Below are 25,140 nucleotides of genomic sequence, written 5' to 3'. Positions count from 1 at the left end.
AATACAACTTAATAGTCGGAGACGGTAGTATGAGCATTTCATTCAAAAAGTTTTTCAAAAAATCAGATGACGAGCAAACAAAAGTAGGCCAGGAGCAAACGGCAGAACAGGCACAGCCTGAGAATCAAGAAAAAGAAAAGAAAGGCAAACACGGTGAGCCTGGTTTCTGCTGCGGTTCTTGCTCACAGTAAAACAATAGGGTCAGCCCTGAATCGATAAGAACTACCGACAAAGTAGCCTCGGTAGTTCTTTACTCTCAGCAGGAATCAACGTTGCTTCATGAAAGCCACCGCCAGCCCTGATGACACAAATGTCACCCCTGCCCCGAGTGAGATTACAATCAGCATGCAGGCCACCGTATAGGCAATCCATATATCCAATGGAAACATAACACCTCCTTGTTAATATTGATTCCAATGTAACCCAGTGTCCCTTCAAATAAAAAACATAAAAGCTGTTTTAACTAACGTGCCTCACGCTGCTACAATAGCGCAGTTAAAATTATTGGCAGAGAAAAATGCAACAAGAACAATTTGAAACCCTAGTAAAAGCATTGTGCGAGAAAGAGAGCCTGCCACAGGTCCTCGAGGCACTAAAAACAAGTGAAGAACAAGAAATTGCCGAAGCGGCAGCATCCCTGGCAGGCCAATTCAAGCTTGCCGAAATTGAGGGAGAAAAACGCATCTATCACGTATCGATGCAGGAAAATGATGAAGGCAAAGAGCAGGAATATGCCGAGTGGATCATGAATGACGGTGATGACGTGATTAAGTTTGTCGCCTGGTTCTTCTTCGATATGTTCGACATCAAACAAAAAGATGTCTATCAGGCAGCCGGTCGAACCTACCAGCAACCAAAGAGAAAATAACACTCTCTTTTGCCTGTGAAAATAAGCCAGTTTAGTCACTGGCTTTTATTTGATTCTTTCGACACCATTTCAACAGCTCACCAAAGCGCGTATTTTGTAGGCATAAAACAACACCATAACGACCTCTCCTTGGTTTCAGCAACTTTATCTGTGATAATTCTACTTCACCAATTTTTCAAATGGCTCCCCATGAAACTACTAGTAAGAAACCTTGCCCGCACTACCACTGAAGATGAACTTAAAGCGTTGTTTGCAGAACACGGCGTCGTAGAGTCCTGCAACCTAGTGCTAGATCAGGAAACAGGTAAGTCTAAAGGTTTTGGTTTTGTTGAAATGCCAGACATTGACGAAGCCGCTACGGCAATTTCCGCTCTAAACGGTACAAAAATCGCGAAAAGCAAAGTTCGCGTGAAAGCCGCAGAGTAACCCTCACGCTTAACTATGCTGAAGGGCTAAAGGTCAGAACAGCACAACTCTGGCCTTTAGATAACTACCTTCCAGGCGTCACACGCTTGCGATATTCCCTTGGCGAGCAGCCATGATACTGGCGAAACCGATGAGTAAAGTTGTAAGGGTCCGGATAACCCAGACGCTGAGCAATCATACCAATCGACCAGCTTTCATAGTGAAGCAAGTCCGTCGCTTTTTCCATTCTCAACGCAATCAGTCTTTGCTGGGTCGAACATCCGTAGAGCTGTTTACAAATCCGGTTTAACTGCTCGACGCTGATATAGCTTTGCTCGGCAATCCCCTTAACCGTCCATGGATGATGTAGCTGAGACTCCACCTCGTTAAATACGCTTTGCACTCTCAATACAGAATTTGACGGGGCATTTGATACCGAGCCTAACAGGAGCCTCGACAGCTCGCTGGCAAACAGCTTCCGAAAACTGGAACGGCCACCAATCTCAGAGTGAAACAAACTCATCAACGACCATATCTGCTCGCAGAGATACGACGGCTCGACTCGTTGCCCGCCTTCAATCAACGGTTGCCATTTATCAGTATTCTGCAATAGCACCCAGGCCATCTTCCAATTGATAGCAGGATCGGCCAATTCGAAACGGAAAGGGAAGTTAGCAGGCAACACTGTCAGGGTATTCGCCGCTATCTCTGTAACAGAATTTTCAGTGATTAAACGCCCCCGGCCTTCGAGCGTAAACAGCAATGTATGTATCGACGTCCCTACCCGCTCCACATGATAGCCGTCAGACAACTCGGCAAGCCCCGCCATAAAAAACTGGTTTTCAGCCAATTCAGGCAGCTCGGACTGAGTCAAAAACCGCTCTTTGCAGGCATCCGCCAGATACACCTCATCCTGCCAACTCGACTTGAGCTCAGGCAAAGGTATGACAGATCCGCACAGGTTTTCTGATTTTTCTAACATGTTGCTCACTTCAATGCTCTTATATATTTGCCCCGTACTTTGAGGGCACACTTATGACTACAAATCTATCAACACATTCATCTCTGACTGAGGCATTGTTTTCACGCGTCGCGAAACTGGCTTTTCCGGTTGCAGTTCAAAGCGCCTTGGTTGCCATACTGGCACTTGCAGATGTACTCATGGTCAGTGACTTCGGCCAGGAAGCCACTGCCGCTGTCGGTATTGCCTCAAAGTGGCATTTTGTCGCCATCATGATAATGACGGGGCTTTCTACTGCAAACGGTGTTTTAGTATCGCAATACTGGGGCCGGGACGACAGAGTGCATGCCAAAACAGTTACTCTCCAATCGCTCAAATTCGGTGCGGCGATTATGGTGCCTGTCACGTTCATCATTACGATATTTGCACAACAAATCATGCAATTGCAAACTAATGATATGTTGGTGATTAATCAGGGAATGGCATACCTCTGGTATAGTTTCCCAGTACTGATCCTGACACACATCGTCATCACTGCCGAGTCCAGCTTACGCTCAAGTGACGATACCGTGTTGCCGCTGATCCTCGGTGCGATCACTATTGCCCTTAATATCGGCCTTAACTTTATTCTGATTAAAGGCGAACTCGGCATTCCCGCCATGGGCGTTGCCGGTGCTGCACTAGCAACCACTATTGCACGCCTTCTACAGGTGATGATGATTTGGGGAGTATTGAAATACCGTCAACACTGGCTTTTCACCAGTCGCGCAATCCCTAAGCACCAAGCGCTTTGGATGACTTACAAAAAGCTGGCTATCCCCAACTCGGTCAATATGCTGCTTTGGGCGCTGGGAACACTCACCTATCAGATGGTCTTCGGACACATGGGCACTACCGAACTGGCTGTCTTCAGTATGCTGGGACCCTTTGAGTCACTGTGCTATTCGATGTTCTTTGGAGTTTCGGTCGCCTGCTCCGTTTTGATGGGCCAATCCCTTGGTCGCAACGAGTTTGATACAGCCCAGGCTATGACGAAGTTCTTCCTCAAGTTTGTCATTTTGCTCGGCATCGCGCTTGGCCTGTTGCTTTTTGTGCAACGGGATTTAATTCTCAGTTGGCTAGGCCTGGATACGGATAACTTCTATCCCTATGCCTTGCCTGCAATCTCTGTGATGAGCTTTGTCATATGGATAAAAATGCTTAATATGATCATCATAAACGGTATTCTGCGGGCCGGAGGCGATAACTTGTTCTGCCTGAGAATGGACTTTATCGCGATGTGGATGGTAGGTATCCCACTTACCGCCTATGGCGCATTCATCGGCGAATGGGGTTTTGGCTGGGTATATATGTCAATGTTCAGTGAAGAATTCGTTAAGTTGTCGCTTTGCTTCCATCGATACCTGCAGCGCCGTTGGATGAACAACCTGACCATGCAGGCAACATAAACATCCACAATGAAATCACAGCCAAACAATTTATATTATTAATTTAGAGCCACTAGATTTTCTAATCGGTGCCTAGCCAACAAGCCAAGTAATTCTCGCTGAAACGAGCATCTTGAGGTAGCTTGGGTATATAACTATTATTTAATAGATTCTTGTCATGAACATCGGTGTTGGAGCTATCGTCGTCACACTGCCATGCAATATACAGCCTGCCTTTGGTATCACGTCAGGCCAGCCGGAGGAAATGTATGAAATATAAAATTGTCTGTGATAAACACGAGTTTGAGTTTGAAAAGAAGATAAACGACCTTCTCGAGCAAGGCTGGAGACTCCATGGTGAAATTGTCGTTAACCTCGTTAACACGGGTGAGAACTTAACATGCTGGTACACCCAATCGATGCTTAAAGACGATTGACGTCAGTGGCTGCAATACCTGCCAGTCAGGATTGCAGCCCATCATTCAAGGGAGTTACATGTCAGTATTTACCCTGATTCTGGAATACGATGGTGCGACTTACATGTCGCAGGTTGAAGCCAACAACGAAAAGGCAGCTCTGAATATCTGGACAGACGAGCTGGATGTGTGCTCTATCGATGGCTTCCCGTTAATTGATGCTGAACAAGTGCTTACAGGACTAGAACAGCAAGCCCCGACACCTGTTCAAAAACTGACAAATGTCTGGAACCTATCCTTCGCAGTTGGACACGATGTCGCCGTACTTCATCTCATCAAAACTGAGCTTCAACTAGACAGCTAGCCTGCTGATATTTTTCTGTCGATACACACAAACGCTGGCTAAGGTACGCGTGTGCATCATCAGAAATATCACTGCCATACGGTATCCGCTTCAGGTTATTGGCCGCTATCATTGTTGAACCAGAACCAAAAAATGGGTCAACGACAATGTCTCCCTCTGAGCTGCTTTGTTCAATCAGAGTTTCAATCAATGGTACCGGTTTCTCAGTTGGATAACCTCGGTATACACGCTTTTCTTCCAGAATATCGGGGATCCCAAGATTGTTTAGCTTCCTCTTGCCCTTTTCGAAGAACAGGATGAATTCATACCTCGCCCGGTAGTGATACCCCATACCTATCGCCACCTTATCCCAGACAATCGGCTTCCAGAACTTAAAACCCATCTGCTCGGCTATCGGTTTTATATAGAACATGGTTTCCTGATCGCAGAACAGGTAGAAGTGACTATTATTCTTTAGCACTCTGTACACCTGCTCGAACAATGCTTCAAACCTTTGGTTGGGGAAAATAGAAAACCATTTATTACTTGATCCTTTGCTCTTTTTCAAACGCGTCGTGGTTCCTACGGCACGGTGTTTTTCCAACGACTCATACGGTGGATCGGTGATCAGCAAGTCAACGCTTCCGTCTGGCAACGTGGACAACCACTCCACTGCATCTTGTTTAAATAATTGCATTTATAACCTAAATTTGGACACTTTATACGGATAAAACAGGCAATACAGGCAAAGTCACTTGGCACTCTGGGCATGCACTCAGGTACCGCAGACATTGTTTGATAATTCGCGGACAGATTCCCGGACAGTGTTGTACCAAATCTTTAGGGATATGGACAGCAAAACAACGGCTAGATGCCAGTTACTCCGAAGACCTCACGCAGCAGGTAGCCGGTAAAGAAAGCCAATGCCGCAGCCGTACCGCCGTTTAACAGGGTACGCATACCTGAAAGAAAATAAGGCTGATCAAACAGCAAGCTTTTAAGACTACCAATCATAAAGAACATGATTGCGGCCAAAGCCGTACTGATAGCAAACTGCTGATTCATCGACAGCGATGTCGCCAAGAAAGGTAGTAAAGGCATGGTACCAATAAGAATGAACGCAACAAATGTTGCCCAGGCAGAGCTAAAAGGGTTGGGATCGGCCTGATGATGGATCCCGTGCTCCTCAATCAGCATGGTATCAACCCAAAGCTTGCGGTCTTCACAAATAATATCGACAATTTTCTCGAGCAGCTCACCTTCGAAACCTTTATTGATAAAGATTTGTCGTATCTCTTCTCGCTCCCCTTCAGGAATGATATCAATATGCTCTTCTTCCATCTCGCGGAGGCTCTGGGTGTATTCCTGCTTGGCTTTGTTCGATTCATACGCACTTACTGCCATGCTAAAACCATCCGCAAGCAGGTTGGCAAACCCCAGAATCAAGGCAACCGAAGCAGGAAACCCTGCCCCAACCGCAGCAGCAACCACAGCAAACGTTGTCACGCACCCGTCTATCCCACCAAGCACCGCATCAGATATGTTTTGGGACTTAGGTGCTTGTTGTAAACGCTTTTTAATCACATCGGGATCGTGTGCCCGAGCTAACTCTTCAATACTGGCTTTCTTCATAACAAGAACTCTATGGCTTGCAACATTCGGCGTTATACCGACTGTTGTTGGTAATCGTAGTTGAAAATTACAATTGAGCCTTTTTTAACACTTTCTATGTCAGCAAAGAGGCAGCAGTGATAGGCAACTGTATAAATGTCGAGCGCTACATTCGGCTGCGCTATTTAACTCCGCCATAAAACTGTCAAAAGGTGAAAATATCTATCAATTTATTGATCTACCCACCAAAAATTTTGTAGATTTTGTTTAGAGTAGTGTCTCTTCATTCCGACGGGAAAGACTCTGATGACAACAATCAACCAAGATAGATTGATCCAACACTTCATTGATCTTGTTAAGATCGACAGTGAATCTCGAAATGAAAAAGCCATTGCCGAGACCCTTGCAGAACAGCTAGGTCAAATCGGTTTTCAGGTCAGCAAATTGCCTGTACCTGCTGAAATTTCTAATGGCTTCAATATCTACGCCAAACTTCCGGGGAAACTGGACGGAAGCGTATTGCTAAGTAGCCATATGGACACCGTTACTCCTGGCAATGGCATCGAGCCGGTTATCAATGACGGTATCATCAGCTCCAAAGGTGACACTATTCTTGGTGGTGATGACAAGTCTGGCATCGCAGCCATTATGGAAGCTGTTCGCTGCATTCTTGCCAACGATGTTCCGCACAAAACTATCGAGCTTGCATTCACCGTTTATGAAGAAGGTGGTCTGCACGGTTCGAAAAACTTCGACATGTCTTTTGTTGAATCTGAGCAAGCGATTGTTCTGGATTCAGGCGGCGATATCGGCACCATCATTACCGTTGCACCGGGCCAGCAGAACCTGAAAATCAACATCACAGGTAAACCAGCCCACGCCGGCCTGGCACCTGAAGAAGGTATCAATGCGCTAACCGTAGCCGCAGATGCTATCAGCCAGATGAAACTGTCTCGTATCGACAGCGAAACGACAGCGAACATTGGTGTTGTTAAAGGCGGACAGGCAACCAACATTGTCATGCCTGAATTGTACATTGAAGCAGAAGCCCGCTCTCTTGATGATGACAAGCTAGCTGCGCAAGTGGATCACATGGTCAGCACATTCAATGCAGCAGCCGAGAAACACGGTGCTGAAATCAACATTGAGTCAACACGTGCCTACGATGCTTACCGTATCGATGACAACGACCCGCATGTTGCTGCTATCAAAGCGGCCTTCGAAGCAAACGGCGTTGAGCCGAAAACACAGCCAACCGGTGGCGGTAGTGATGCCAACATCTTCAATGGCAAAGGCCTTAAGACTGTCAACCTTTCAACAGGTATGGCGAAGGTTCACACCACTGAAGAGTACATCAAGATCACCGATATGGTTGCTATTACTGAGTTTATGTATACCTACCTAACTAAGTAAGCAATTACGCGAGATCTTATCGAAGCCGGAGCGATGTCTCCGGCTTCTTTTTACTGCGCTCGTTACCCAAAAACTAGTTACTGTAACAATCGGTTGGAAAACTCAAGAAAGACGGTTAACAAGGTAGTCGATAAATATCCTTGTCTTATAAGGTGCGACAGCTTTACTTGGGTAAACGACATATAGCTCAGTCGCCCAGGTATAGTCACTGATTAAGCTCACTAGCTCGCCGCTTGCCAGGTATTTCTCTGCCAAAAAATCTAACGCACAAGCAACCCCTACCCCTTGTCTGGCCATTTCGACTAACAACGATTCAGAGTCTGACCGAATTTTAGACTTCAGGTTAACTGACTCATAAGAATTATCATCAACATGAAACTTCCATTTATCCTTGGTCAAACAGCTCCGATAATTCATACAAGTATGATCATTCAAATCTGCTGGAGCCTCCGGTTTACCATACTTTTCGAGATAATGTGGTGAAGCGACGACAAATGTTTGTATTTCTTTTATTTTTCTACACTTAAAACTGCTGTCCGGGAGCTCTCCAATATGAAATGCAAGGTCAATATTGTCTCCGACCAAATCATCCAATGTGTAGCCATAGGTTACTTCAAGCTCGACGCTGGGATATGAAATCATAAACTCACTGAGCGCTCTCATCAGCTGGAGATCATGTTCTAGCACAATAGGAAGCCGAACCCTTAAGGTGCCTCCGATAGTTTCATTCTTTTGGCTCAACGTATCATGACAACGATGCAAATCATCGATGATCTTGGAATACTGTTCATATAAGTACCTGCCCTCATCTGTAAGAGAGAGGGTTCGTGTCGTTCTTTGGATCAACGTACATTGAAGCTCTTTTTCAAGTTGCTGAACCTGTTTACTGATCACAGACTTCGACAACACAAGCTCATCGGCAGCTAAAGTGAAAGAGTTATTTTTCACGACAGTATGAAATGTAATCAGTAAATTTAGGTTAATATTTTTCATTGGTCACCTCAGCTTCATTATAAACCAATCAATGTCGAGTTCTCTGAAGCCTATCCAGTCTTTGTTCTCTTATAGAAAGAAATAATTTCCTCAAAAGAACAATATTAAGAGAGAGCTGCCAAAACTTTCACCTTTAAAAAAATCAATGACATAAAAAATATTCAAGAACACAGATCCCGTTATTGTTTTTCTCCAGAAAAACTCATTGCGTTTATCTTCGTTTTTCTCTTTGGCCTGTTTGCACATTATGAATAAAACAGCAATGAGGAAAGAACATGTATCAGAACAACAACGCTACTCAAGACAAATCTTCTCATGATATTGCAGACATCCGTTTAGCATCAGAAGGCACAAAAAGAATTAAATGGGCAAAATCGCATATGCCAATAATGAGCAGCCTTATCGAACGTCTTGAAAAAGATAAGCCATTTAAGGGGCTGACCATTGGGATCTGTCTTCATGTTGAAGCGAAAACAGGCGTATGGATGGAAGCTTTAACCAAAGGTGGCGCAACAGTCGCTCTGACGGGGTCTCCAGGCTCAACCCAAGACGAGACGGCTGCCGCCTTGGTTAAAGACTACGGCGTACATGTTTTCTCCCACCGAGAAGAAACCTTTGCGGATCATATCGCTTACTGCAAAGAAGTATTGAGCTTCAACCCGGATATCATCGCAGATAACGGGGCTGATCTTCACGAGCTTATCTTTACGGATCGTAGCTTCTCTCATTTGCAATCTACCCTGCAGGGTGCCACAGAAGAGACAACGACTGGCGCCAACCGCTTAAGAGAAGACTTTAACTCCGACAAGTGGAGCACGTTAATCATTAATGACACCCTATCTAAGCGGATTATTGAAAATCGCTTTGGTGTCGGTTCATCCGTTGTCGACGGCATAATGCGAGCCACTAACGTCATGCTTCATGGTAAGAAGGTAGTCGTTATTGGGTATGGTTACTGTGGCTCCGGCACTGCCCAGCGTCTTCGAGGTATGGGAGCACATGTCACCGTTGTGGAAAGCAATGCCCTGACCCGACTCGAAGCCCATATGGAAGGCTTTTATACATCAACATTAGAAAAAGCGTTGCCAGATGCCGACATGGTCATCACGATTACAGGCCGAGACAACGTATTAAGAAAAGAGCACTTCGAACTGATGCGCGATAAAACCATTATCGCCAACGCCGGGCATTTCCAGAGAGAAATAAATACCCATGAACTAGAAACTATGAGTTCAACCCAAGAGCGTATCCGGCCACATGTGACGTCCTATCAAATAGGTGAAAACCAGAAACAGTTATTCCTGCTTTCTGATGCCAACCTGGTCAACCTTTCAGCCGGAGACGGTAATCCAATAGAAATTATGGACCTTGGCTTGGCACTGCAAACATTAAGCTTGGAAAGAATAGCCCTGGATGCCAAATCACTAACTAAAATTCCCCAGCCCGTTCCTTATGATATTGAAATGATGGTCGCCGAGCTTTCCTGCGAGCATTGGATCAATCATTAATTCCAACCACCCTACACAGATAAAGCGGCCAATGGCCGCTTATAAAGACAAGGAATTAAATCATGCAATTTATATTTAGCTTGCTTGGTATGGTAGCACTGCTTGCTATCGCATACGGATTTTCATTAGAACGAAAAGCCATTAAGTTCAGAGTTGTTTTAGGCGCTTTTCTTATCCAATTTTTAATTGGTGCCTTTGTCCTGTTTGTTCCTATCGGAAAAGATATTCTTCAATACGTTTCCACAGGTGTAAACGCCGTACTGGGTTTTTCCAAGGACGGTATCGACTTTTTATTTGGCGGTTTGGCTGACAATAAAATGTTTGAAGTCTTTGGTGGCGGCGGTTTTATTTTCGCGATTAGAGTATTGCCCGTTATTGTCTTCTTCTCAGCATTAGTTGCAGTTCTCTACTACCTCGGAGTCATGCAGATCTTTATCCGCGTACTGGGTGGTGGATTACAGCGCGTATTAGGTACAAGTAAATTTGAATCCATGTCTGCAACGGCAAATATCTTTGTCGGCCAAACAGAAGCCCCTCTTGTTATCGCTCCTTTTATCAAAAACCTGACTCGCTCTGAACTCTTTGCCGTTATGTGTGGTGGCCTGGCTTCTATTGCTGGCACGGTATTGGGTGGTTTTGCCGCCATGGGCGTTAACATGGAATATCTCATTGCCGCCTCTTTCATGGCTGCACCTGGCGGGCTTTTGTTTGCGAAGATACTGCTTCCAGAAACCGAAGACATGAAAGCATTAGAGTCATCTCGGCATGATAAAGGCAAAGGTTCACTTACCGTCAAAAAGCCAAGCAATGTTATTGATGCAGCAGCAGAAGGCGCATCTAACGGGGTCGCCCTCGCAATCAATGTTGGCGGCATGCTACTGGCTTTTATCGCATTAATTGCCCTGCTAAACGGGATTCTTGGCCTGTTTGGAGGAATGGTTGGCTTGCCTTCATTGTCTTTAGAGATGATCTTAGGATACCTCTTTTCTCCGTTGGCCATGATCATCGGTATTCCTTTCGATGAAGCCATGACAGCGGCCACCTTTATAGGTCAAAAACTCGTCCTAAATGAATTCGTAGCTTACGTTAACTTTACCGACTTCTTAGCAGGCAATACGCTGTCAGATAGATCAACAGCCATTATTACGTTTGCATTATGCGGGTTTGCCAACTTCTCTGCCGCAGCCATGCTGCTTGGCGGTTTAGGTGCGATGGCCAAAGAACGTCGCTCAGAGATTTCGCAACTTTGCCTGTATGCCATTCTGGCGGGAACACTATCAAATATGATGAGTGCAACGATTGCTGGATTCTTTTTGCTGTTCTAACTCTTCCGAGCCATCAAAGTAAAACAGAAGTAAGACTCAGAATGCTGATAAATTCTGAGTCTTGCCTCGACATCTAATTTGTTATGGGTGGCCAGGTAACATCAGGGGCTGGTTTGCCTTTTACGATAGTTTCAGGCGTTGAATAAGCGTTTCTTCATCCAACTGATACAAGGCATCCAGCAGGTTCAGTTGTAAACTACCGGGCCCTTTCGACTGCTCTGCGGCAATTTCACCGGCTACACCTAAAATCGCCGTAGCCGCCAACCCAGTCTCTTCGCCAACAGCGGCAAAAGCCCCTACGATGGCTGACAAAGTGCATCCCATTCCCGTTACATAGGGCATCATTGCGTGCCCGTTGCGCAACTGTGTTTGCCCTTTTGAGGTCACAACAAAATCTGTAGAGCCGGATATAACAACACTACACTGATAAGCTTCCACTAAGTGTTGAGCGGCGCCAACAGCAGCCTCACTCTCATCAAGCGCATCAACACCTTTGCTTTGGCCTCTTTCTCCAGCTAGAGCAATAATTTCAGAGGCATTACCACGAATAATCAACTTATTGGCTAGTTGTGCAATTTGACGTGAAGCTTCTGTTCGAAACTTACTCGCGCCACACCCTACCGGATCAAGTACGACACATTTACCACTGATATTTGCCTGTTCTACAGCAAACAGCATGCGAGGTTTCCACTGGCTATCTAAGGTGCCAATGTTAATCACCAAAGCACCTGAAAAAGACATCATTTCTGACATTTCTTCACGTGAGTGTGCCATGATTGGAGACGCGCCAATAGCAAGCAAGGCATTGGCACTATTATTCATCACGACATAGTTTGTGATATTCACCACTAATGGCTTTCGCTGCCTAACTGCATCCAAGGCAGTAACAATAGGTTGGATACGGGTTTCTGTATTTTCAATTGCGGTAGGATTTGGCATTCAAGCTCCTAAAACCGGTGCACAGGAACTTGATCTAGCCAAAAATCTAAGACGAGTGAAGATCACACCTCTCATGACAAGACATATAGTTCCCTACGCCAGTGTTAACTGAATCAGGTTCAACGGGTCTCGCGTGATGCGATCTCAGCCTTCAGGCCCCCCGACTACGCGCTGGATAATAACACAAAAAGCTTCAATTGATAGAGTTATTCACAGTGAGCTCATTGAGCCAACTGACTATTCGTTTATAGTGAGTTCCCTTCCAATATATTTTCTTGCACCCCTGGCATTCAAAAAATTCCGCAAATAGCTCCAATGCATTTTCTGGAACACGTCCATTTAGTTGGTTCTTGTCAATGCATTCAAACTCACCATTGCAATAAGAACAGCGGGTAAACGGCTTCAAACTATTTTCCAGTTGAAGACGTTGGAGCACTTCTCTTACTTGCCTATCAACATTATCACTTCTCACCCAATAACCATGAGTAACAGCACTATATTTGAATATGCCTTTATCTCGAGTAAGAATAATGCGTTTTTCATGAAGAGAAATATCAACGATCTCACTATCTTCAAATTTGTTGTTATATAAAGTATCAAAGCCCAGCAGCCGTAATTTGAGTGCCAGTTTTCCCAAATTAACGTCAACAACAAACTTAGTATCCCGCAGCGGTTTAGGACGAAGGTGGGTTAAAGGCTGAATATCTAACAATTCAAACACCGGATAGACAGATATTCTCTCACCACCTGTTAACTTGTAGTCAAAGGAAACTGAAACACCATCGACCAATATCAAGTCAATTTCCGTATGCGGAACCCCTATCGCCTCTATGGCATCTTTAACTGATGGCTTACCCGTATAAGCATGTGAAAACAATACCTTGTGTCGCAGTTTTGGCAAGAAATCATTGAGCTCCTCGTAGAAACGAAAGTAAGACGTTCGAGATATCGGTGCGTGCTGGTCATCCATAGAATAGAACACAATTGCAGTCATTCAGACTATTCAATCGTAGGCTAGGCTAAGACGTTGGGCAAGGAAGCTTCGATGGCGGAAAAAGCTAAAACAAATAGACGACAAGACAGCCAGCAAGAGACGGCAACCCTGATATAAACATCTTCAAACCAAAGTGATAGTTTTCCTGTACTGCTTAAGCTTGTCTGCTTTAGCATCATAACCAGACACCATAGACTGAGTTTTATTTCCAGCCCTATCGAGATCATAATTTTTGCTTGCCTTGCCACCATCCCACGCTAAGCCAGCCACTCCCCACAACACTATGCAGATATAAAACAAGTAATCCGTCGGATGATTTATTGAAAACAGTTCAATAAACTGACTTAATAACCAAACACTCAATGTCGCAATAATATTAGCAACCACCACAAACCTAATCAGCCTTAGCATTGGCATTCAACTCCATTGAATTTTATAGAACCCTTATAACACCCATAACTTACGCGAATCAATCATCCAAGATCTTTATCTTCCTCATAGAAGTGGACTAGTTTTCCATTCAGGAAAATACAGTTGTCCCACAGGCAAATCGCAATTCGACACTCACCACACTAGGATATCGATACCTTGATAACGCGGTAGAAAAACCCATGAAAAAAATTTTGTTATGTTGCTTCTCTCTGGTGCTGATGTATCCATTAGGGATTGATCTTTATTTAGTCGGTCTGCCGCAAATTGCGACCAGCTTACAAGCTACTGAAGCAGATCTTCATGCCGCCTTCTCCATCTACCTTGTTGGAATGGCATCGACCATGATCTTTGGCGGACTGCTTGCAGACAAATGTGGCCGAAAACCAGTCGCTATCTTGAGCGCTATCATTTTTACCTTAGCCTCCTGGTGGACAATGCAGGCAACAAACCCACTTCAGTTCTTCATCGGACGTTTTGGTCAGGGAATAGGCTCGGGGTTTGCCTACGTGGTTGCTTTTGCCATTCTTCGTGATGTTCTGGACGATGACAAACGCGCTAAAGTGCTGTCTATGATAAATGGCATTACTTGCATTATCCCGGTGCTTGCGCCAGTTATCGGCCACCTTATTCTGCTTGTTTCCCCCTGGCCGATTTTGTTTATGGTGATGATGATTACTGCTGTCCTTATTGGCCTGGCATGCTGCTTCGCCCTTACAGAAACCCGCTCGGTCAGCCACCATAAATCAGATTCTGTACCATGGCAAAAGTTCCTGTCTCGCTTTTTCCTGAGCCGACTGTTTATCCTGAGCTTGAGCGTGTCGGCCATCCTGACATATGTGAATACCTCGCCTATGCTGATGATGGACATCATGGGTTTCTCAACCGGGCAATACTCTATGGCTATGGCACTACTGGCTGTGGTGAGTATGACAACCGCATTCCTGACGCCCAAAATGCTTGTATTGTTAGGGCAACATCGCGTAATGGTTGCTTCTCAGTGTTTATTCCTTCTATCAGGCATACAGCTGGTCATTGCCGGAATAACCAGCAACCCTTTACTATTTTTAACTGGCTTTGCTTTTATCTGTTCCGGGTTCTCGCTAGGTTTTGGAACAACCACCAGCCAGGCGTTAAAACCGTTCGATACTCATGCTGGTTTAGCCAGTTCTGTGTTGGGGATTAGCCAAATCACCGTTTCGGCCTTCTATATCTGGTTTATGGGCTGGCTTGGTGTAAATGCATTGAATATGCTGACTATTTTGCTATTTGTAACCAGCCTAGGTAACCTTGCAGCGCTGCTCACCTCACGTTCACCGAAAACAGCAGTGGTCACTCAGGCTGTCACTTCAGACAACGTGGCTTAATTCAGGAATTATTATCAATGAGCAAACCTCTTCACCGGCTCGATCTCAACTTATTGATCACGATGCAGGTACTGTTACAAGAGCGCAGCGTGACCAAAACCGCCAAAAAGCTCAATGTAACGCCTTCAGCCGTGAGCAAGGCACTTGGAAAGCTTCGTGACTGGTTCGATGATCCTCTGTTCATACGCGAGCCTCACGGACTGCAACCGACCCCGCTTTCTCTAAGTATGGAAGAAGAGCTCGCAGAATGGTTCCAGCTCGCCTCGCAATTATCGACCAAACGGGGAACCGCGACACCGCGAGGCGTGAACTTCCAGCTAATGATGGAGGCACCGCTGCACATGCTGGTTTTGGGTAGCTTGCCTCAGCTAATCTCCGGGCAATACCCTGATTCAACGATACGGATCCTTGACTGGGATTATGACTCGCTTGAAGCCATTATCAATGGAGAAGCCGATATTGGCTTTTGTGGCAGGGAAACTCACCATCGTTCGCAAGAAACTTTGGCGCTTCTGCCCTACTACATCGACTATGAAGTCCTGTTCGAAGATCGGCCAATGGTGTTTATTCGCGACGATCATCCGGTCTTGCAGCAAAAATGGGATCTTGACGCCTTCCTTGCCTACTCACACATAAACATTATCTGGGAGGCCAGAGAGCGCTGGGCACTAGATGAAGTATTATCTGGAATAGGAAAAGAACGACAAATTGCGCTATCGGTGTCGAACTTTGATCAATCTTTGTTTATGGCGGCGCAGCCAGGGCATGACATGTTCACCACCGCGCCTGGATATTGCCAAAGCTTTGCCACACAACGCTACCCGAACCTGGTAGCTCTGCCTATTCCAATTTCAGAGCAGGCCTATAAAGAGCTCTCGATTCCATTTACGCTAATGTGGCACAAGCGTAATGCCTATAACCCGAAAATAGCCTGGCTGCGCTCTGTGATCAAAGAGTTGGTGGAAAGCAACAAATAATGACAGGCAGCGCCAAACGCTGCCTGTCACTTAAGAAAAAGTAATTTTACTCGCCGTAAATATCAAAGTTGAAATACTTCGATGCGATTTTATCGTAGGTACCGTTTTCACGAATGCTTTTGATAGCTTGGTTAAATTTGGCCGCAAGTTTCTTGTCTTTTAATCGCAATGCCAACGCCGTTCCTTCTCCAATATAAGCCTTGTCGGTAACGGCTTCGCCGGTGAAAGCAAACCCTTGGCCTCGTTCTTTCTCAAGGAAGGCCAGCGCCAGTTGATCAGAATTGCCAAACACCGCATCCAGTCTGCCACTTTGCAAATCGAGATACACTTCATCCTGTCCGGTATAGCGACGAATTGTCGCAACATCGCCAAACTTATCCGTTACGTAGCGATCATGAATGGTACCTAGCTGAACACCGATACTTTTGCCTTTCAAACCTGCTTTGTCGATCGTGACCCCGGATGTTTTACCGGTCACAAAGCGAGCCGGTGTCTGGTAGTACTTATCGGTAAACAACACCCGCTTCTTGCGCTCTTCAGTGATCCGCATCGACGCCATAATGACATCAGACTTACGTGCCAGCAACGAAGGGATCAATCCATCCCAACTTTGGGTTACCCACTCACAGTTAAGCTGAGCTTCGGCACAAAGTGCATCGGCAATTTCAATGTCGAACCCTTGAGGTGTACCTGATGCATCCTTGTAATTAAACGGCGGATAAGTAAAGTCCGACGCAAGTCGTACCGGTTTCTGCTGCGCCGCCTGCGCAGAGCCAAAAGTTGCCGCAGCAAGCACAATTCCCAAACATCCCAAGCTGATCACTTTCTTCATAACAAAATCCTTTTTAGTTATATTCTTTTAACGCATTTAAGGTTTCGAGCATACTGCTTTTTGAACCAATCGAAATCCGAACACAATTTGCCAGTGCCGGCTCATGGGCCTGATTGCGTGTGACTATGCCTTTGCTGAGCAAATAGTTATACATACACTCTTCATCATTGAAACGAATCAAAACAAAATTCGTTGCCGATACATAAACAGTATCGACGATGGCAAGCTTTTGCACTTCTTCGGCAAACCACTCCCGGGTCGAAATCAGTTCGTCAGACTGAGTTCGCATTTTTTGGATCCCATCACTCTCCAAGGCCCGCAGAGCAATCTCCGCAACAGGATCAGCGATAGGATAAGGAGCAATGAGTCTTGAGATGTATTCCATCACACTGCTATCTGCCAATAAGAAACCGCATCGAATAGCTGCAAGGCCAAACGCTTTCGACAAGGTTCGAATCACCACCAAATTAGGATATTGCTCAATCAAATTCACCACGCTGGTTTCAGGTGCAAATTCAATATAAGCCTCATCAACAACAATCAGGGTTGTTTCCTTACCCGCTTCAAGCAAGGCGATGATATCGGCTTGCTCAACCACATTGCCGGTCGGATTGTTGGGCGAACAAAGAAACAGGATCTTGGTATCAGCTAACTGCCTGGTTATCGCAGGCATATCTAGCTGGAAGTCCTCTAACAACGGCGCTTTTACCGCCTCAACCGCAATCGACTCGGCGCAAAATTCATACATCGCGTATGTCGGCGGACAAATCATGATCTTGTCGGCACCGGGCTGACAAAACGTTCTGATCATCAGATCAATAGCTTCATCCGCACCGCGAACAGCCACTGCCTCGCAGCGTAATGCATCGCCTGTTCCCCGACAGTACTCCAAATAGGCATTGGCTAGATCATGGGGAAGAAAATCAGGATACCGATGATATTCACCATCCCCGGCACCATATTGACAACTTTTTTCCAGTTCATTGGCATTCAGCCACAAATGTCCACTACCGCCGATTCTTCGTGCAGACTGATAAGGTATGAGTTTTTCTACTGTCTTGGGTACCAAACGTGATGCTAACGAATTCACTGACAACCTCCAAGTTCTGCATACTTCACGAGATAGAAAGACCAATCACGCATTTTCATGCATTAAATACGAATTAATTATCTCAACAATTTCTTGTTTTGATTATAAACAGAGCAAACTTGAAATCTGAATCGAAATCTCGGCATACTAGCCATGAGAAAATAACATGGCTTAAGTAATGAATAATCGCACCCCGACAATGAAAGAGCTGCAATCCTTTCTGATAACAGCCCAGCAGCTCAATTTCACCACAGCCGCCCAAATTCTGAATATTACCCAGGGCGCTGTCAGCCGCCAAATCATCAGCTTAGAAGAGCGACTAAAAGTTCGGCTTTTTAACAGGCATGCACGGGGGTTGACTCTGACAAGCAAAGGCCAGGAATTTCTGCCACTGGTCGAAAATGCGATGAATCATATCCACCGTGCGGTTGAGCAAGTCTCCAGCGACAAGCGGCAAATCAAGCTCAAAGCGCCAAGCTGTATCACATCCTGGTTGCTACCAAGGCTGATGTCATTTCAGCAGGCCCACCCTGATATCGATGTCGAGTTAACCTCGGCAATTAAGCACAACGTAAATTTTGCCTCCGAATCCTTTGATGCGGCTATTTGCTATGGCAAGCAGCCGAAGCAAAGCGATCTCAGCGCCATCCTGTTGTTTGAAGAGTCGCTCTCACCGATGTGTTCACCAGAACTACTACGCGACAACACCCAAACTCTCGAAGCCGATGAGATGACAAATTATACCTGGCTTCATGCAACACCTCAGAAAAGTGACTGGAAATTATGGCTGGCTCATTGTGGCGTCACATCAGCAACCAGCGAACAAGACCAACACTTTGCCACATTGGATTTAGCGGTGAGTGCTGCGATGCAAGGCTTTGGTATTGCAGTAGGTGACATTATTCTGGCCAAACAAGATCTTGATTCTGGCCGTCTGATCCGACCAAACCCGATAGCGGTTAATTCAGGAAATGGTTATTACCTGGTCAGGCCGACGAATATTAGAAACCCGTCTCTGGATTTGCTCTTTGAATGGATAATTGATTGAGAAAAGAAACGTAATGACGCAGAGAAAACTCCACTTTCTCTGCGTCTAATAACAACTAGCAATACTCTGGAAAATTATGCCTTAATTGGCTCACAGAAACTAACATCGGCAACTCGGGTCTCTGGATTGTAACTGTGGTACAGCTCAAAGCATGGCCTATCCTCGACTTCCAATCCTGAAGCAACAATTTGTTCCATCAGGCTCTCCCAAAATGTACCGTACTGACTTTGTTCTGTCACCGTTTCACGAATCGATGCATAGCTGCCAGCAGGCAGTTTCTTCACTTCAATCCCCTGGCTGCCATCAGTTCCTTCCGGTACGGTCAGGCAGATATCGGTACGACATTTATCTGCTGGCGTGGCTTCCGGATTGTCATGATAGATAAATATACACTGACCATCTTGTAACCCTTTTGCACCCGCCCATTGGTACAGTTTCCCTAAAGCGGGTTCATAATTTTCTCCATAGGGCCCGGTAACACGCACATACGCCAGACAGCGTTCTTCGAACAATTCAGTTTTCATGTTCTCACTCCTTTGTGGTTGATATCCACCACTATAATCATCGGAGAGAGAGCTTTCGTGTCCAGACTTGCGAAGGGTGTGTCCAATCTTGCTATTTCTCAACAGCGCTGAATATTCTTCAAGCGTTGTGCAATTTCGGATCTCGGTTGGGGTAACACCAAAATAGAGCCGAAATGCTTTGGCCAGGCTTTGTGAGCTGGAAAAACCATGATCGAGAGCGACTTCTGTCACACTAGACTTCTTGAAAAACAACTGTTGTGCGGCATTTTGCAACTTCAAGCGTTTGATATGATTGGCTAACGTTTCCCCCGTCACGGCTTTAAATATCCGATGAAAGTGATGAGGAGAAAGGTTTGCCATTGCAGCAACTTGCTGGAGGTTCACTGATTCGGCGTAATGTTGTTCCAGGTAGCGGATAACTGGGGTTAACCGTTGTAAATAATCCATTTCACTCAGCTCTTTATCTTGTATTGCCAAACGACATCATAGTCATCGCATCTTAAAACACCGCAGCCCAAAATCAACTCCACGCCTTTAAAGTTGCACATTACAAGGTAAGAAAATGGGAAACGACTAAGCTTATAGAGTGTTAAACACTGCACAAACAACACTAAGGTTGGACTATGCTCGATTGGCTAAAAAACATCTTTTCTCCCAGACAAGATACAGCTGATGACAATCTGGTAGAGAAACAAACAGATGAACAAGAATTACGCGACAGTAACAAGCAGGAGAATATTGCCCGAGGTTCCTCTTCAGAGGATGAAACCGATCAGTAAGGTGACGCCGTCACGTATCGACAGGTAAGCCTAGGTATAAAAGTCTAAGCCATGAGAGTCGAGTCGGCCAAAAAAGAGTGCGCTCAACAGAACCTACTCGACTCCCATGCAGACAAAATCTTCACCATTAAATTCGAACACTTTCATCACATCGCCTCTTCCGAGAATGACTCCACCCATGCTTTCGGTGATTGCCCCGTTTTCTTCCTGAATGCCCGGGCAAAGCCGGAAGTGTTGCTGTAACCAACCTCCTCGGCTACACGACTGATTGCCATCCCTCGTTTCAGCAAGCTTTGCGCTATGCTGATTTTCCAACCCAGAATGTAATCTCCTGGTGGCACGCCCAACACTTTGCGAAAGGTATCTATAAATGTAGTACGAGACATAGCCGCCAAATGGGCCAGTTCCGAAATAGATTCTGATGAACCGGGGTTTTGGTGAATAGCCAACAGCACCGGCGCAAGTTTAGGGTGGCTCATTCCGGCCAGCATCCCTTGTTTAACTACCCCTTGTGAGACCAGCTCGCGCATTAGCATCACGACCAATACTTCGGTTAACCTGTCCATCACCAATGTTCGCCCGTTCTTGCAGCTGTTTACCTCTTCAAACAAGCTACTCACTACCCCGGTTAAACCCGGACAACGAGCCAGCGGCATCAATACCATTTCCGGTAATGCATTAGCGATAGGGTTATACTTCCCTGCCCCGTAGCTGATTTCTGCGCAAACCACTTCAGCTCGGTCGTCTTGATCAGCGAACAAACGATGAGGGATGGGTTGTGGGAACAGTAGCAAGCTAGGCTCTGTTAACTGAATTTTCTCACTGCCGTTTTTAACGACAGTGAGTTTGCCTGCCTTAAGCAGGTGTAAATGACCGACGGCATCTTGGGCTTGCTCAAACGGCGAGACCCCGCATAACTGTCCCGAATAAAACACACCAGCTGATACTGAAAATCTGTTCAGCACCTCCGACAACGGATCCATAACCATCTCCGTACGATTGGTATAAAAAACCGAATCATAGTATCTCAAAAGTTCGGAACTTGGATATAGATTATAGTTATTGCCAACCGGTAATTAGAAAACGGAGATTCACCATGAACATGTTCATCAAATTCTTGCGCCTCGTCGCCGTCTCGGCTGTATTGAGTATTTCCACGGCAGCATTCAGCGCAAACATCGACGTTAGCGCCGATGGTAACGATGTCGCAATCAAAGGATATGACCCAGTTGCCTACTTTACCGAAAGCAAGGCACTCAAAGGCAACCAAGCTTTCACCGCAACCTATAAAAATGCCATCTACCAGTTTAGTAGCGCAGGCAATCGGGATGCCTTCAAGGCAGATCCCGAGAAATACGCACCGCAATACGGCGGTTACTGTGCATTTGGTGTTGCGATGGGTAAAAAATTCGAAACCGATCCGAATGCATGGAAAGTGGTCGATAACAAGCTATATCTGAACTTAGATAAAAGCGTGCAGAAGCGTTGGTTGGAAGATGTTCCAGGCTATATAAACACTGCTGATACAAACTGGAGCACTATTAAAACTGTCGAAGCGGATAAACTGTAACAATCAAAGTTCTTTTAACTGCTCGTATGTAAAGGTCTAATGTAGCTGCAATACTGCAACTGAAGCTCTGGCACTTCACCGAAACTTTAGTTGCAGTATTCGAAAACATCTCAAAGCGAACGATTATAGATTTTTCGTTATTTCTCTATTAATCATTAACTTACACAATCATTTAATTTATCCTCCCTAATAGCTAAAGGTAGCAAGATAATAAAAAAACATACCAATAAGACTTAGAAAGATAAAAATCGGAGAAGCATCAAAGAAAAACTCATACATGGCTTTATCGATAAAGTCAGTTAATTTTTCAGCTTCATGTTCTGCTGGATTTTTAATAGAATAGTAAATCTTAATCGGTGATCCTTTCGGGTACTTTTCAACTAAACTTTTTCCGCCGTCTCCATATCTCCTTATTTTTCTTGGAACATAGTATTTACCACTATATGATTTGCCATCCACAATATATGTGAATGTAATGAGAGCTTCTTTTTTAAGTTCCCATCCTCTGCAAACCTGCCATATTCTGACCAGTTAACCCTTCCAGTTACCGTATACTCTTCACTATAAGCACCGTAAATTTTACGACAACCACGTATATAAATGTAAAGTGTGAAGAACCCAGCAACGACTGTATATATCGCACCAAATGTACTAATGAAATACTCTTCATAAAATGTCATATTTATCAGTTTTCTTCTTTTGAATTAAAATATCACTCATGAATGCGCATGCCCCAATAGAATATTCTACATTACTAGATTAATTACTCTATAACCATCTAAAACAACTGTTATCGCAATCGATTAACTATCCTGATGCAGAGAGTAATGAATAATTTCACTTAGCTTCGAATCCAAAAATACAAGCTGTCAATTTATTAAAACATAGTTACCTGAACTATTACGATAACAGCTCTAGCCACAAAGTTGCGCTAGAGCTGACACACAAATAAAACCTACTGCTCGAAATTCATCTTCAGTACACGATGACTGAACAAATGGTTGATCTGTGAATTGTCAAAAACAGACACACCAAAGTAATAGGTTTTCGATAGATCAGAAAACTGAACATCTTGCTGGTTGGCCATCTCACCCTTAGTTACCCGCTTGCGCTTAAACTCCAGCATCCACCTACCGTCTTTCCACACACCTCTCGCACTAATGTCACCACGGGAGCCCGTAAACGGATTCACTATGATAGAAGCCAAACGGTGGCCCGGCTTAAAGGTATCGAAAAATAACACCTGATCTTCAGGGACGACCGCATAGCTGTCGGTTTCATTCCACATCCGTGTTCCCATCGCCGGTGCTAACTGATCATCAGTAATATTATCCTTATAACCACCACCTGTTTTATGATCACTTTTTCGTCCCCAGTTTTTGTTCACAACAGGATCGATGGTCGAGTCAACATACTGATCATCAAACTGACCAGTCAAACCAGTACGAACGGCCTTCCAATGCCACATATCTATTGTTTCTCCCTGTCTTGGCGTAAACTTCCTACCCGCTGATTTCTGTTGGACATCCGCTACTACACCACCAGCATCAGCCATATGACAGGCAATATCACACCCTTTCTTATCAAAGCCTCTAGTATTGATATTCCAATAAATACTCGCCTTGTCCTCGTAGTAAGTATTCTCATGTCCCGTCTTATCTGGGTTCATTAGCCGCTTCCACGTATTATCCTGTTGCTTTTCCCATGGATAGCGGGCAAGACTTTTTGTCGGGTCATCCCACTGCACAAAAAAATAGACAAAATCATCATCGTAAAGTGACTGAATTGAGTAATTCGTTTCACGCATACCCTTGTAATCAGCCGGTTCATAAGGGAGGTTATCCAAGACCAGTGTCAAAGGCGCGGCTTTTTGCCATGTGCTTTCTGCTACCCCATCCAATTCGATCGGCTGATCAATTTTATAGCTAATCAAGGTATTAGCTGCGTAAGATGAAAGTGTTGTCAACAGACCGATAGCGACGACTAAAGGCTTTGCTGTACCACCGAGATGTGTGCTCATTGTTCTTCTCCACCTGCGTATGCACCAATTACTCAATAACTTTAGTGCACATCAAATGCTTTAGTAGAAAAACAAGCATTAATCGCGTTGAGCAATATTTCATATAAGCAAGCTTTGACTTATATCAACTCAATATCGACTTTAACAGGTGAAAACAGCAGAGTTGACTACACTAATACTGCATCTCAATATGACTTACAGGGGTCAATTATGAGCTTGATACCAAGAGATTCATGGCTCGATTTCAATCAAATGTTTGATCATGCCTTTCCTACACTAAGGCATAAGTTTGATGCGGAGTCATTTTCACCACGAATTGATATCGTTGAAAAAGAAGACTGCTTCGAAATCACAGCCGATTTACCCGGCGTGCGCAAAGAAGATATCTCCGTTCAAATCAACAGCGGCAACCTCACCATCGAAGCGACAACATCAAAAGATGAAGAACAGAAAGAAGGTGATAAGGTAATTCGCAAAGAAAGGTATGAAGGCAAACTGATGCGAAGCTTCTACCTTGGTCACAATCTCCAACATGAAACCGTTAGTGCTTCATTCAAAGATGGCGTGCTCAAAGTTGAAGTGCCAAAAATTGAACCTACTCATCCAACCAGCGCAAGAATAGAAGTTAAATAATCCTCACCCTAAACAAGTTACACTGTTACTTTGGCCGATTAGTTAATCGGCCTTCTTTTTGCCCAAGCCTTATAAGGTGTAGATAATATGCTGCGGGCTACGGTATCATGAATGCATACAGATAATGAACCTAATGAAATCATAGCCATGGCTAAAGCAAAAGCTGTTGTCACCATTGAAACTTACGGAATTCACACGACCTGGGATGCCGAATCAAAACACCTTCCTAAAATCAAAACCTTCACCACAGATGTGCCGGCGGAAATTGATATCGAGTTTGGTTTTACCGTCAATATCAAAAAAGCCCGCGGCGAGAAGATCCGCTACTGCATCTATCACCCAAATATTACCGATGATTCCGGTGATGTCATGGATCCGTTTGACGGCGAACTGCATGTACGCACCAATGACTGGGACTTCTACCTTGGCGACACCATTTGGGAGCCCATCACAAACAAGATTGGCAACTGGCGCATGACTATTGAAATACGCGGCAAAGTTGTCGCAGAAAAGACTTTTAACGTCTATGCGCGTGACGAAGCCGAGTTCTGGAAACGACGTGGATTTTAAACGACGTTCAATACCACTGCATGCATAAAAAGTGGAGTTTAACTCCACAACCTAGAATGTAACACCCCTTCTTCAAGCACATATTTTCGTGAACCATA

Annotated in this window: 30 protein-coding genes and 1 riboswitch; of the genes, 16 read left to right on the top strand and 14 right to left on the bottom strand. The window is 44.9% G+C overall.

The genetic code is table 11. The features are described 5' to 3' along the window. Positions 1–29 precede the first annotated feature (29 nt). Entirely contained in the window at positions 30–191 is a 162-nt protein-coding gene (locus BIT28_RS23885; protein ID WP_075767455.1) for a CCGSCS motif protein, read from the top strand. 75 nt (positions 192–266) lie between these two features. On the opposite strand, the gene BIT28_RS30230 is transcribed toward BIT28_RS23885, so the two are convergent. Then, complete coding sequence (locus BIT28_RS30230) at positions 267–389, bottom strand: hypothetical protein (protein ID WP_281251586.1); 123 nt, start codon at positions 387–389, stop codon at positions 267–269. Positions 390–517: 128 nt separating this feature from the next. Here BIT28_RS30230 and BIT28_RS23880 point away from each other — a divergent pair, with 128 nt between their 5' ends. Beyond that, positions 518–868, top strand: a complete 351-nt coding sequence (locus BIT28_RS23880) for a hypothetical protein (protein WP_075767454.1) — start codon at positions 518–520, stop codon at positions 866–868. Positions 869–1,057: 189 nt separating this feature from the next. Continuing rightward, entirely contained in the window at positions 1,058–1,294 is a 237-nt protein-coding gene (locus BIT28_RS23875; protein WP_075767626.1) for an RNA recognition motif domain-containing protein, read from the top strand. Between the two features lie 64 nt (positions 1,295–1,358). Here the strand turns inward: BIT28_RS23875 and BIT28_RS23870 are convergent, their stop codons facing one another. Next, positions 1,359–2,255 carry an AraC family transcriptional regulator gene (locus BIT28_RS23870; RefSeq protein WP_075767453.1) on the bottom strand — a complete coding sequence of 299 codons (897 nt, stop codon included), beginning with the start codon at positions 2,253–2,255 and terminating at the stop codon, positions 1,359–1,361. A gap of 53 nt (positions 2,256–2,308) precedes the next feature. Between BIT28_RS23870 and BIT28_RS23865 the strand changes: the two genes are divergently transcribed. The 3 genes from BIT28_RS23865 to BIT28_RS23855 all read left to right on the top strand — a co-directional run bounded on the left by BIT28_RS23865 (position 2,309) and on the right by BIT28_RS23855 (position 4,441). Further along, positions 2,309–3,682, top strand: a complete 1,374-nt coding sequence (locus BIT28_RS23865) for an MATE family efflux transporter (RefSeq protein WP_075767452.1) — start codon at positions 2,309–2,311, stop codon at positions 3,680–3,682. Between the two features lie 248 nt (positions 3,683–3,930). Then, on the top strand, positions 3,931–4,098 hold the full coding sequence (locus BIT28_RS30430; protein WP_083652106.1) for a DUF1737 domain-containing protein: 168 nt from the start codon (positions 3,931–3,933) through the stop codon (positions 4,096–4,098). Positions 4,099–4,156: 58 nt separating this feature from the next. Continuing rightward, the gene (locus BIT28_RS23855; RefSeq protein WP_075767451.1) at positions 4,157–4,441 is read left to right on the top strand and encodes a hypothetical protein; all 285 of its coding nucleotides are present in this window, start codon (positions 4,157–4,159) and stop codon (positions 4,439–4,441) included. Here the strand turns inward: BIT28_RS23855 and BIT28_RS23850 are convergent. Both BIT28_RS23850 and BIT28_RS23845 read right to left on the bottom strand, forming a co-directional pair. Then, complete coding sequence (locus tag BIT28_RS23850) at positions 4,413–5,117, bottom strand: DNA-methyltransferase (protein ID WP_075767450.1); 705 nt, start codon at positions 5,115–5,117, stop codon at positions 4,413–4,415. The genes BIT28_RS23855 and BIT28_RS23850 overlap by 29 nt on opposite strands. Before the next feature lie 170 nt (positions 5,118–5,287). Beyond that, positions 5,288–6,052, bottom strand: a complete 765-nt coding sequence (locus tag BIT28_RS23845) for a VIT1/CCC1 transporter family protein (RefSeq protein ID WP_075767449.1) — start codon at positions 6,050–6,052, stop codon at positions 5,288–5,290. Positions 6,053–6,337: 285 nt separating this feature from the next. On the opposite strand from BIT28_RS23845, the gene BIT28_RS23840 reads away from it, so the two are divergent. Continuing rightward, positions 6,338–7,444 carry a M20/M25/M40 family metallo-hydrolase gene (locus tag BIT28_RS23840; RefSeq protein WP_075767448.1) on the top strand — a complete coding sequence of 369 codons (1,107 nt, stop codon included), beginning with the start codon at positions 6,338–6,340 and terminating at the stop codon, positions 7,442–7,444. A gap of 102 nt (positions 7,445–7,546) precedes the next feature. Here BIT28_RS23840 and BIT28_RS23835 read toward each other — a convergent pair whose 3' ends face one another. Then, the gene (locus BIT28_RS23835; protein ID WP_075767447.1) at positions 7,547–8,437 is read right to left on the bottom strand and encodes a LysR family transcriptional regulator; all 891 of its coding nucleotides are present in this window, start codon (positions 8,435–8,437) and stop codon (positions 7,547–7,549) included. A 275-nt stretch (positions 8,438–8,712) separates the two neighbouring features. Between BIT28_RS23835 and BIT28_RS23830 the strand changes: the two genes are divergently transcribed. Continuing rightward, positions 8,713–9,945, top strand: coding sequence for an adenosylhomocysteinase (locus tag BIT28_RS23830; protein ID WP_075767446.1), 1,233 nt, complete (start codon positions 8,713–8,715; stop codon positions 9,943–9,945). Between the two features lie 62 nt (positions 9,946–10,007). Then, the gene (locus BIT28_RS23825) at positions 10,008–11,270 is read left to right on the top strand and encodes a NupC/NupG family nucleoside CNT transporter (protein ID WP_075767445.1); all 1,263 of its coding nucleotides are present in this window, start codon (positions 10,008–10,010) and stop codon (positions 11,268–11,270) included. Between the two features lie 120 nt (positions 11,271–11,390). On the opposite strand, the gene thiM is transcribed toward BIT28_RS23825, so the two are convergent. The 3 genes from thiM to BIT28_RS23810 form a co-directional block, all read right to left on the bottom strand. After that, entirely contained in the window at positions 11,391–12,209 is an 819-nt protein-coding gene (thiM, locus tag BIT28_RS23820; protein ID WP_075767444.1) for a hydroxyethylthiazole kinase, read from the bottom strand. 73 nt (positions 12,210–12,282) lie between these two features. After that, positions 12,283–12,382: riboswitch (TPP riboswitch) on the bottom strand. Positions 12,383–12,402: 20 nt separating this feature from the next. Further along, positions 12,403–13,203 carry a Mut7-C ubiquitin/RNAse domain-containing protein gene (locus BIT28_RS23815; RefSeq protein ID WP_245823859.1) on the bottom strand — a complete coding sequence of 267 codons (801 nt, stop codon included), beginning with the start codon at positions 13,201–13,203 and terminating at the stop codon, positions 12,403–12,405. Positions 13,204–13,326: 123 nt separating this feature from the next. Next, positions 13,327–13,614 carry a hypothetical protein gene (locus BIT28_RS23810; RefSeq protein ID WP_139310515.1) on the bottom strand — a complete coding sequence of 96 codons (288 nt, stop codon included), beginning with the start codon at positions 13,612–13,614 and terminating at the stop codon, positions 13,327–13,329. Positions 13,615–13,814: 200 nt separating this feature from the next. Between BIT28_RS23810 and BIT28_RS23805 the strand changes: the two genes are divergently transcribed. Together BIT28_RS23805 and yidZ are read left to right on the top strand one after the other, a co-directional pair. Beyond that, positions 13,815–14,999 (top strand): MFS transporter, encoded by a 1,185-nt coding sequence (locus tag BIT28_RS23805; protein WP_075767443.1) that lies wholly within the window; start codon positions 13,815–13,817, stop codon positions 14,997–14,999. Positions 15,000–15,016: 17 nt separating this feature from the next. Beyond that, entirely contained in the window at positions 15,017–15,976 is a 960-nt protein-coding gene (yidZ, locus tag BIT28_RS23800; protein WP_075767442.1) for an HTH-type transcriptional regulator YidZ, read from the top strand. 46 nt (positions 15,977–16,022) lie between these two features. On the opposite strand, the gene BIT28_RS23795 is transcribed toward yidZ, so the two are convergent. Both BIT28_RS23795 and hisC read right to left on the bottom strand, forming a co-directional pair. Next, the gene (locus tag BIT28_RS23795) at positions 16,023–16,808 is read right to left on the bottom strand and encodes an ABC transporter substrate-binding protein (RefSeq protein WP_075767441.1); all 786 of its coding nucleotides are present in this window, start codon (positions 16,806–16,808) and stop codon (positions 16,023–16,025) included. A 13-nt stretch (positions 16,809–16,821) separates the two neighbouring features. Continuing rightward, a complete protein-coding gene (gene hisC / locus BIT28_RS23790; RefSeq protein ID WP_075767440.1) occupies positions 16,822–17,898 on the bottom strand; it encodes a histidinol-phosphate transaminase in 1,077 nt (358 codons plus the stop codon). A 178-nt stretch (positions 17,899–18,076) separates the two neighbouring features. Between hisC and BIT28_RS23785 the strand changes: the two genes are divergently transcribed. Then, complete coding sequence (locus BIT28_RS23785) at positions 18,077–18,946, top strand: LysR substrate-binding domain-containing protein (protein ID WP_075767439.1); 870 nt, start codon at positions 18,077–18,079, stop codon at positions 18,944–18,946. A gap of 74 nt (positions 18,947–19,020) precedes the next feature. On the opposite strand, the gene BIT28_RS23780 is transcribed toward BIT28_RS23785, so the two are convergent. Further along, positions 19,021–19,917: an AraC family transcriptional regulator gene (locus tag BIT28_RS23780; RefSeq protein ID WP_075767438.1), complete on the bottom strand. Its 897-nt coding sequence runs from the start codon at positions 19,915–19,917 to the stop codon at positions 19,021–19,023. Positions 19,918–20,093: 176 nt separating this feature from the next. Here BIT28_RS23780 and BIT28_RS29710 point away from each other — a divergent pair, with 176 nt between their 5' ends. Beyond that, positions 20,094–20,249 (top strand): hypothetical protein, encoded by a 156-nt coding sequence (locus tag BIT28_RS29710; RefSeq protein WP_175577600.1) that lies wholly within the window; start codon positions 20,094–20,096, stop codon positions 20,247–20,249. A gap of 146 nt (positions 20,250–20,395) precedes the next feature. On the opposite strand, the gene BIT28_RS23775 is transcribed toward BIT28_RS29710, so the two are convergent. After that, entirely contained in the window at positions 20,396–21,232 is an 837-nt protein-coding gene (locus BIT28_RS23775; protein WP_075767437.1) for an AraC family transcriptional regulator, read from the bottom strand. A gap of 113 nt (positions 21,233–21,345) precedes the next feature. On the opposite strand from BIT28_RS23775, the gene BIT28_RS23770 reads away from it, so the two are divergent. Then, complete coding sequence (locus BIT28_RS23770; protein WP_075767436.1) at positions 21,346–21,819, top strand: YHS domain-containing (seleno)protein; 474 nt, start codon at positions 21,346–21,348, stop codon at positions 21,817–21,819. A 186-nt stretch (positions 21,820–22,005) separates the two neighbouring features. On the opposite strand, the gene BIT28_RS23765 is transcribed toward BIT28_RS23770, so the two are convergent. Continuing rightward, entirely contained in the window at positions 22,006–22,281 is a 276-nt protein-coding gene (locus BIT28_RS23765) for a DUF3592 domain-containing protein (RefSeq protein ID WP_425439654.1), read from the bottom strand. Positions 22,282–22,774: 493 nt separating this feature from the next. Next, positions 22,775–23,839 (bottom strand): ethylbenzene dehydrogenase-related protein, encoded by a 1,065-nt coding sequence (locus BIT28_RS23760; RefSeq protein WP_075767434.1) that lies wholly within the window; start codon positions 23,837–23,839, stop codon positions 22,775–22,777. A gap of 210 nt (positions 23,840–24,049) precedes the next feature. On the opposite strand from BIT28_RS23760, the gene BIT28_RS23755 reads away from it, so the two are divergent. After that, positions 24,050–24,472, top strand: coding sequence for an Hsp20/alpha crystallin family protein (locus tag BIT28_RS23755; protein ID WP_075767433.1), 423 nt, complete (start codon positions 24,050–24,052; stop codon positions 24,470–24,472). A gap of 147 nt (positions 24,473–24,619) precedes the next feature. After that, complete coding sequence (locus tag BIT28_RS23750) at positions 24,620–25,042, top strand: DUF3859 domain-containing protein (protein WP_075767624.1); 423 nt, start codon at positions 24,620–24,622, stop codon at positions 25,040–25,042. The last annotated feature ends 98 nt before the right edge of the window (positions 25,043–25,140 follow it).

It is taken from the genome of Photobacterium proteolyticum (assembly GCF_001939735.1).
Classification (GTDB): domain Bacteria; phylum Pseudomonadota; class Gammaproteobacteria; order Enterobacterales; family Vibrionaceae; genus Photobacterium; species Photobacterium proteolyticum.
The sequence above is the reverse complement of the archived record's forward strand: the minus strand, read 5'-3'. Positions and strand labels throughout refer to the sequence as shown.

Bases quoted from the DNA above. Each gene is read 5' to 3' on its own strand.
- BIT28_RS23880 (WP_075767454.1), top strand. From the start codon at position 518: ATGCAACAAGAACAATTTGAAACCCTAGTAAAAGCATTGTGCGAGAAA.
- BIT28_RS23805 (WP_075767443.1), top strand. From the start codon at position 13,815: ATGAAAAAAATTTTGTTATGTTGCTTCTCTCTGGTGCTGATGTATCCA.
- BIT28_RS23795 (WP_075767441.1), bottom strand. From the start codon at position 16,808: ATGAAGAAAGTGATCAGCTTGGGATGTTTGGGAATTGTGCTTGCTGCG.
- BIT28_RS23750 (WP_075767624.1), top strand. From the start codon at position 24,620: ATGGCTAAAGCAAAAGCTGTTGTCACCATTGAAACTTACGGAATTCAC.
- BIT28_RS23865 (WP_075767452.1), top strand. From the start codon at position 2,309: ATGACTACAAATCTATCAACACATTCATCTCTGACTGAGGCATTGTTT.
- BIT28_RS30230 (WP_281251586.1), bottom strand. From the start codon at position 389: ATGTTTCCATTGGATATATGGATTGCCTATACGGTGGCCTGCATGCTG.
- BIT28_RS23780 (WP_075767438.1), bottom strand. From the start codon at position 19,917: ATGGATTATTTACAACGGTTAACCCCAGTTATCCGCTACCTGGAACAA.
- BIT28_RS30430 (WP_083652106.1), top strand. From the start codon at position 3,931: ATGAAATATAAAATTGTCTGTGATAAACACGAGTTTGAGTTTGAAAAG.
- BIT28_RS23850 (WP_075767450.1), bottom strand. From the start codon at position 5,117: ATGCAATTATTTAAACAAGATGCAGTGGAGTGGTTGTCCACGTTGCCA.
- BIT28_RS23815 (WP_245823859.1), bottom strand. From the start codon at position 13,203: ATGACTGCAATTGTGTTCTATTCTATGGATGACCAGCACGCACCGATA.
- BIT28_RS23825 (WP_075767445.1), top strand. From the start codon at position 10,008: ATGCAATTTATATTTAGCTTGCTTGGTATGGTAGCACTGCTTGCTATC.
- BIT28_RS23770 (WP_075767436.1), top strand. From the start codon at position 21,346: ATGAACATGTTCATCAAATTCTTGCGCCTCGTCGCCGTCTCGGCTGTA.
- BIT28_RS23875 (WP_075767626.1), top strand. From the start codon at position 1,058: ATGAAACTACTAGTAAGAAACCTTGCCCGCACTACCACTGAAGATGAA.
- BIT28_RS23840 (WP_075767448.1), top strand. From the start codon at position 6,338: ATGACAACAATCAACCAAGATAGATTGATCCAACACTTCATTGATCTT.
- thiM (WP_075767444.1), bottom strand. From the start codon at position 12,209: ATGCCAAATCCTACCGCAATTGAAAATACAGAAACCCGTATCCAACCT.
- BIT28_RS23855 (WP_075767451.1), top strand. From the start codon at position 4,157: ATGTCAGTATTTACCCTGATTCTGGAATACGATGGTGCGACTTACATG.
- BIT28_RS23775 (WP_075767437.1), bottom strand. From the start codon at position 21,232: ATGGATCCGTTGTCGGAGGTGCTGAACAGATTTTCAGTATCAGCTGGT.
- BIT28_RS23785 (WP_075767439.1), top strand. From the start codon at position 18,077: ATGAATAATCGCACCCCGACAATGAAAGAGCTGCAATCCTTTCTGATA.
- BIT28_RS23755 (WP_075767433.1), top strand. From the start codon at position 24,050: ATGAGCTTGATACCAAGAGATTCATGGCTCGATTTCAATCAAATGTTT.
- yidZ (WP_075767442.1), top strand. From the start codon at position 15,017: ATGAGCAAACCTCTTCACCGGCTCGATCTCAACTTATTGATCACGATG.
- BIT28_RS29710 (WP_175577600.1), top strand. From the start codon at position 20,094: ATGCTCGATTGGCTAAAAAACATCTTTTCTCCCAGACAAGATACAGCT.
- BIT28_RS23870 (WP_075767453.1), bottom strand. From the start codon at position 2,255: ATGTTAGAAAAATCAGAAAACCTGTGCGGATCTGTCATACCTTTGCCT.
- BIT28_RS23885 (WP_075767455.1), top strand. From the start codon at position 30: ATGAGCATTTCATTCAAAAAGTTTTTCAAAAAATCAGATGACGAGCAA.
- BIT28_RS23810 (WP_139310515.1), bottom strand. From the start codon at position 13,614: ATGCTAAGGCTGATTAGGTTTGTGGTGGTTGCTAATATTATTGCGACA.
- BIT28_RS23845 (WP_075767449.1), bottom strand. From the start codon at position 6,052: ATGAAGAAAGCCAGTATTGAAGAGTTAGCTCGGGCACACGATCCCGAT.
- BIT28_RS23830 (WP_075767446.1), top strand. From the start codon at position 8,713: ATGTATCAGAACAACAACGCTACTCAAGACAAATCTTCTCATGATATT.
- BIT28_RS23835 (WP_075767447.1), bottom strand. From the start codon at position 8,437: ATGAAAAATATTAACCTAAATTTACTGATTACATTTCATACTGTCGTG.
- BIT28_RS23760 (WP_075767434.1), bottom strand. From the start codon at position 23,839: ATGAGCACACATCTCGGTGGTACAGCAAAGCCTTTAGTCGTCGCTATC.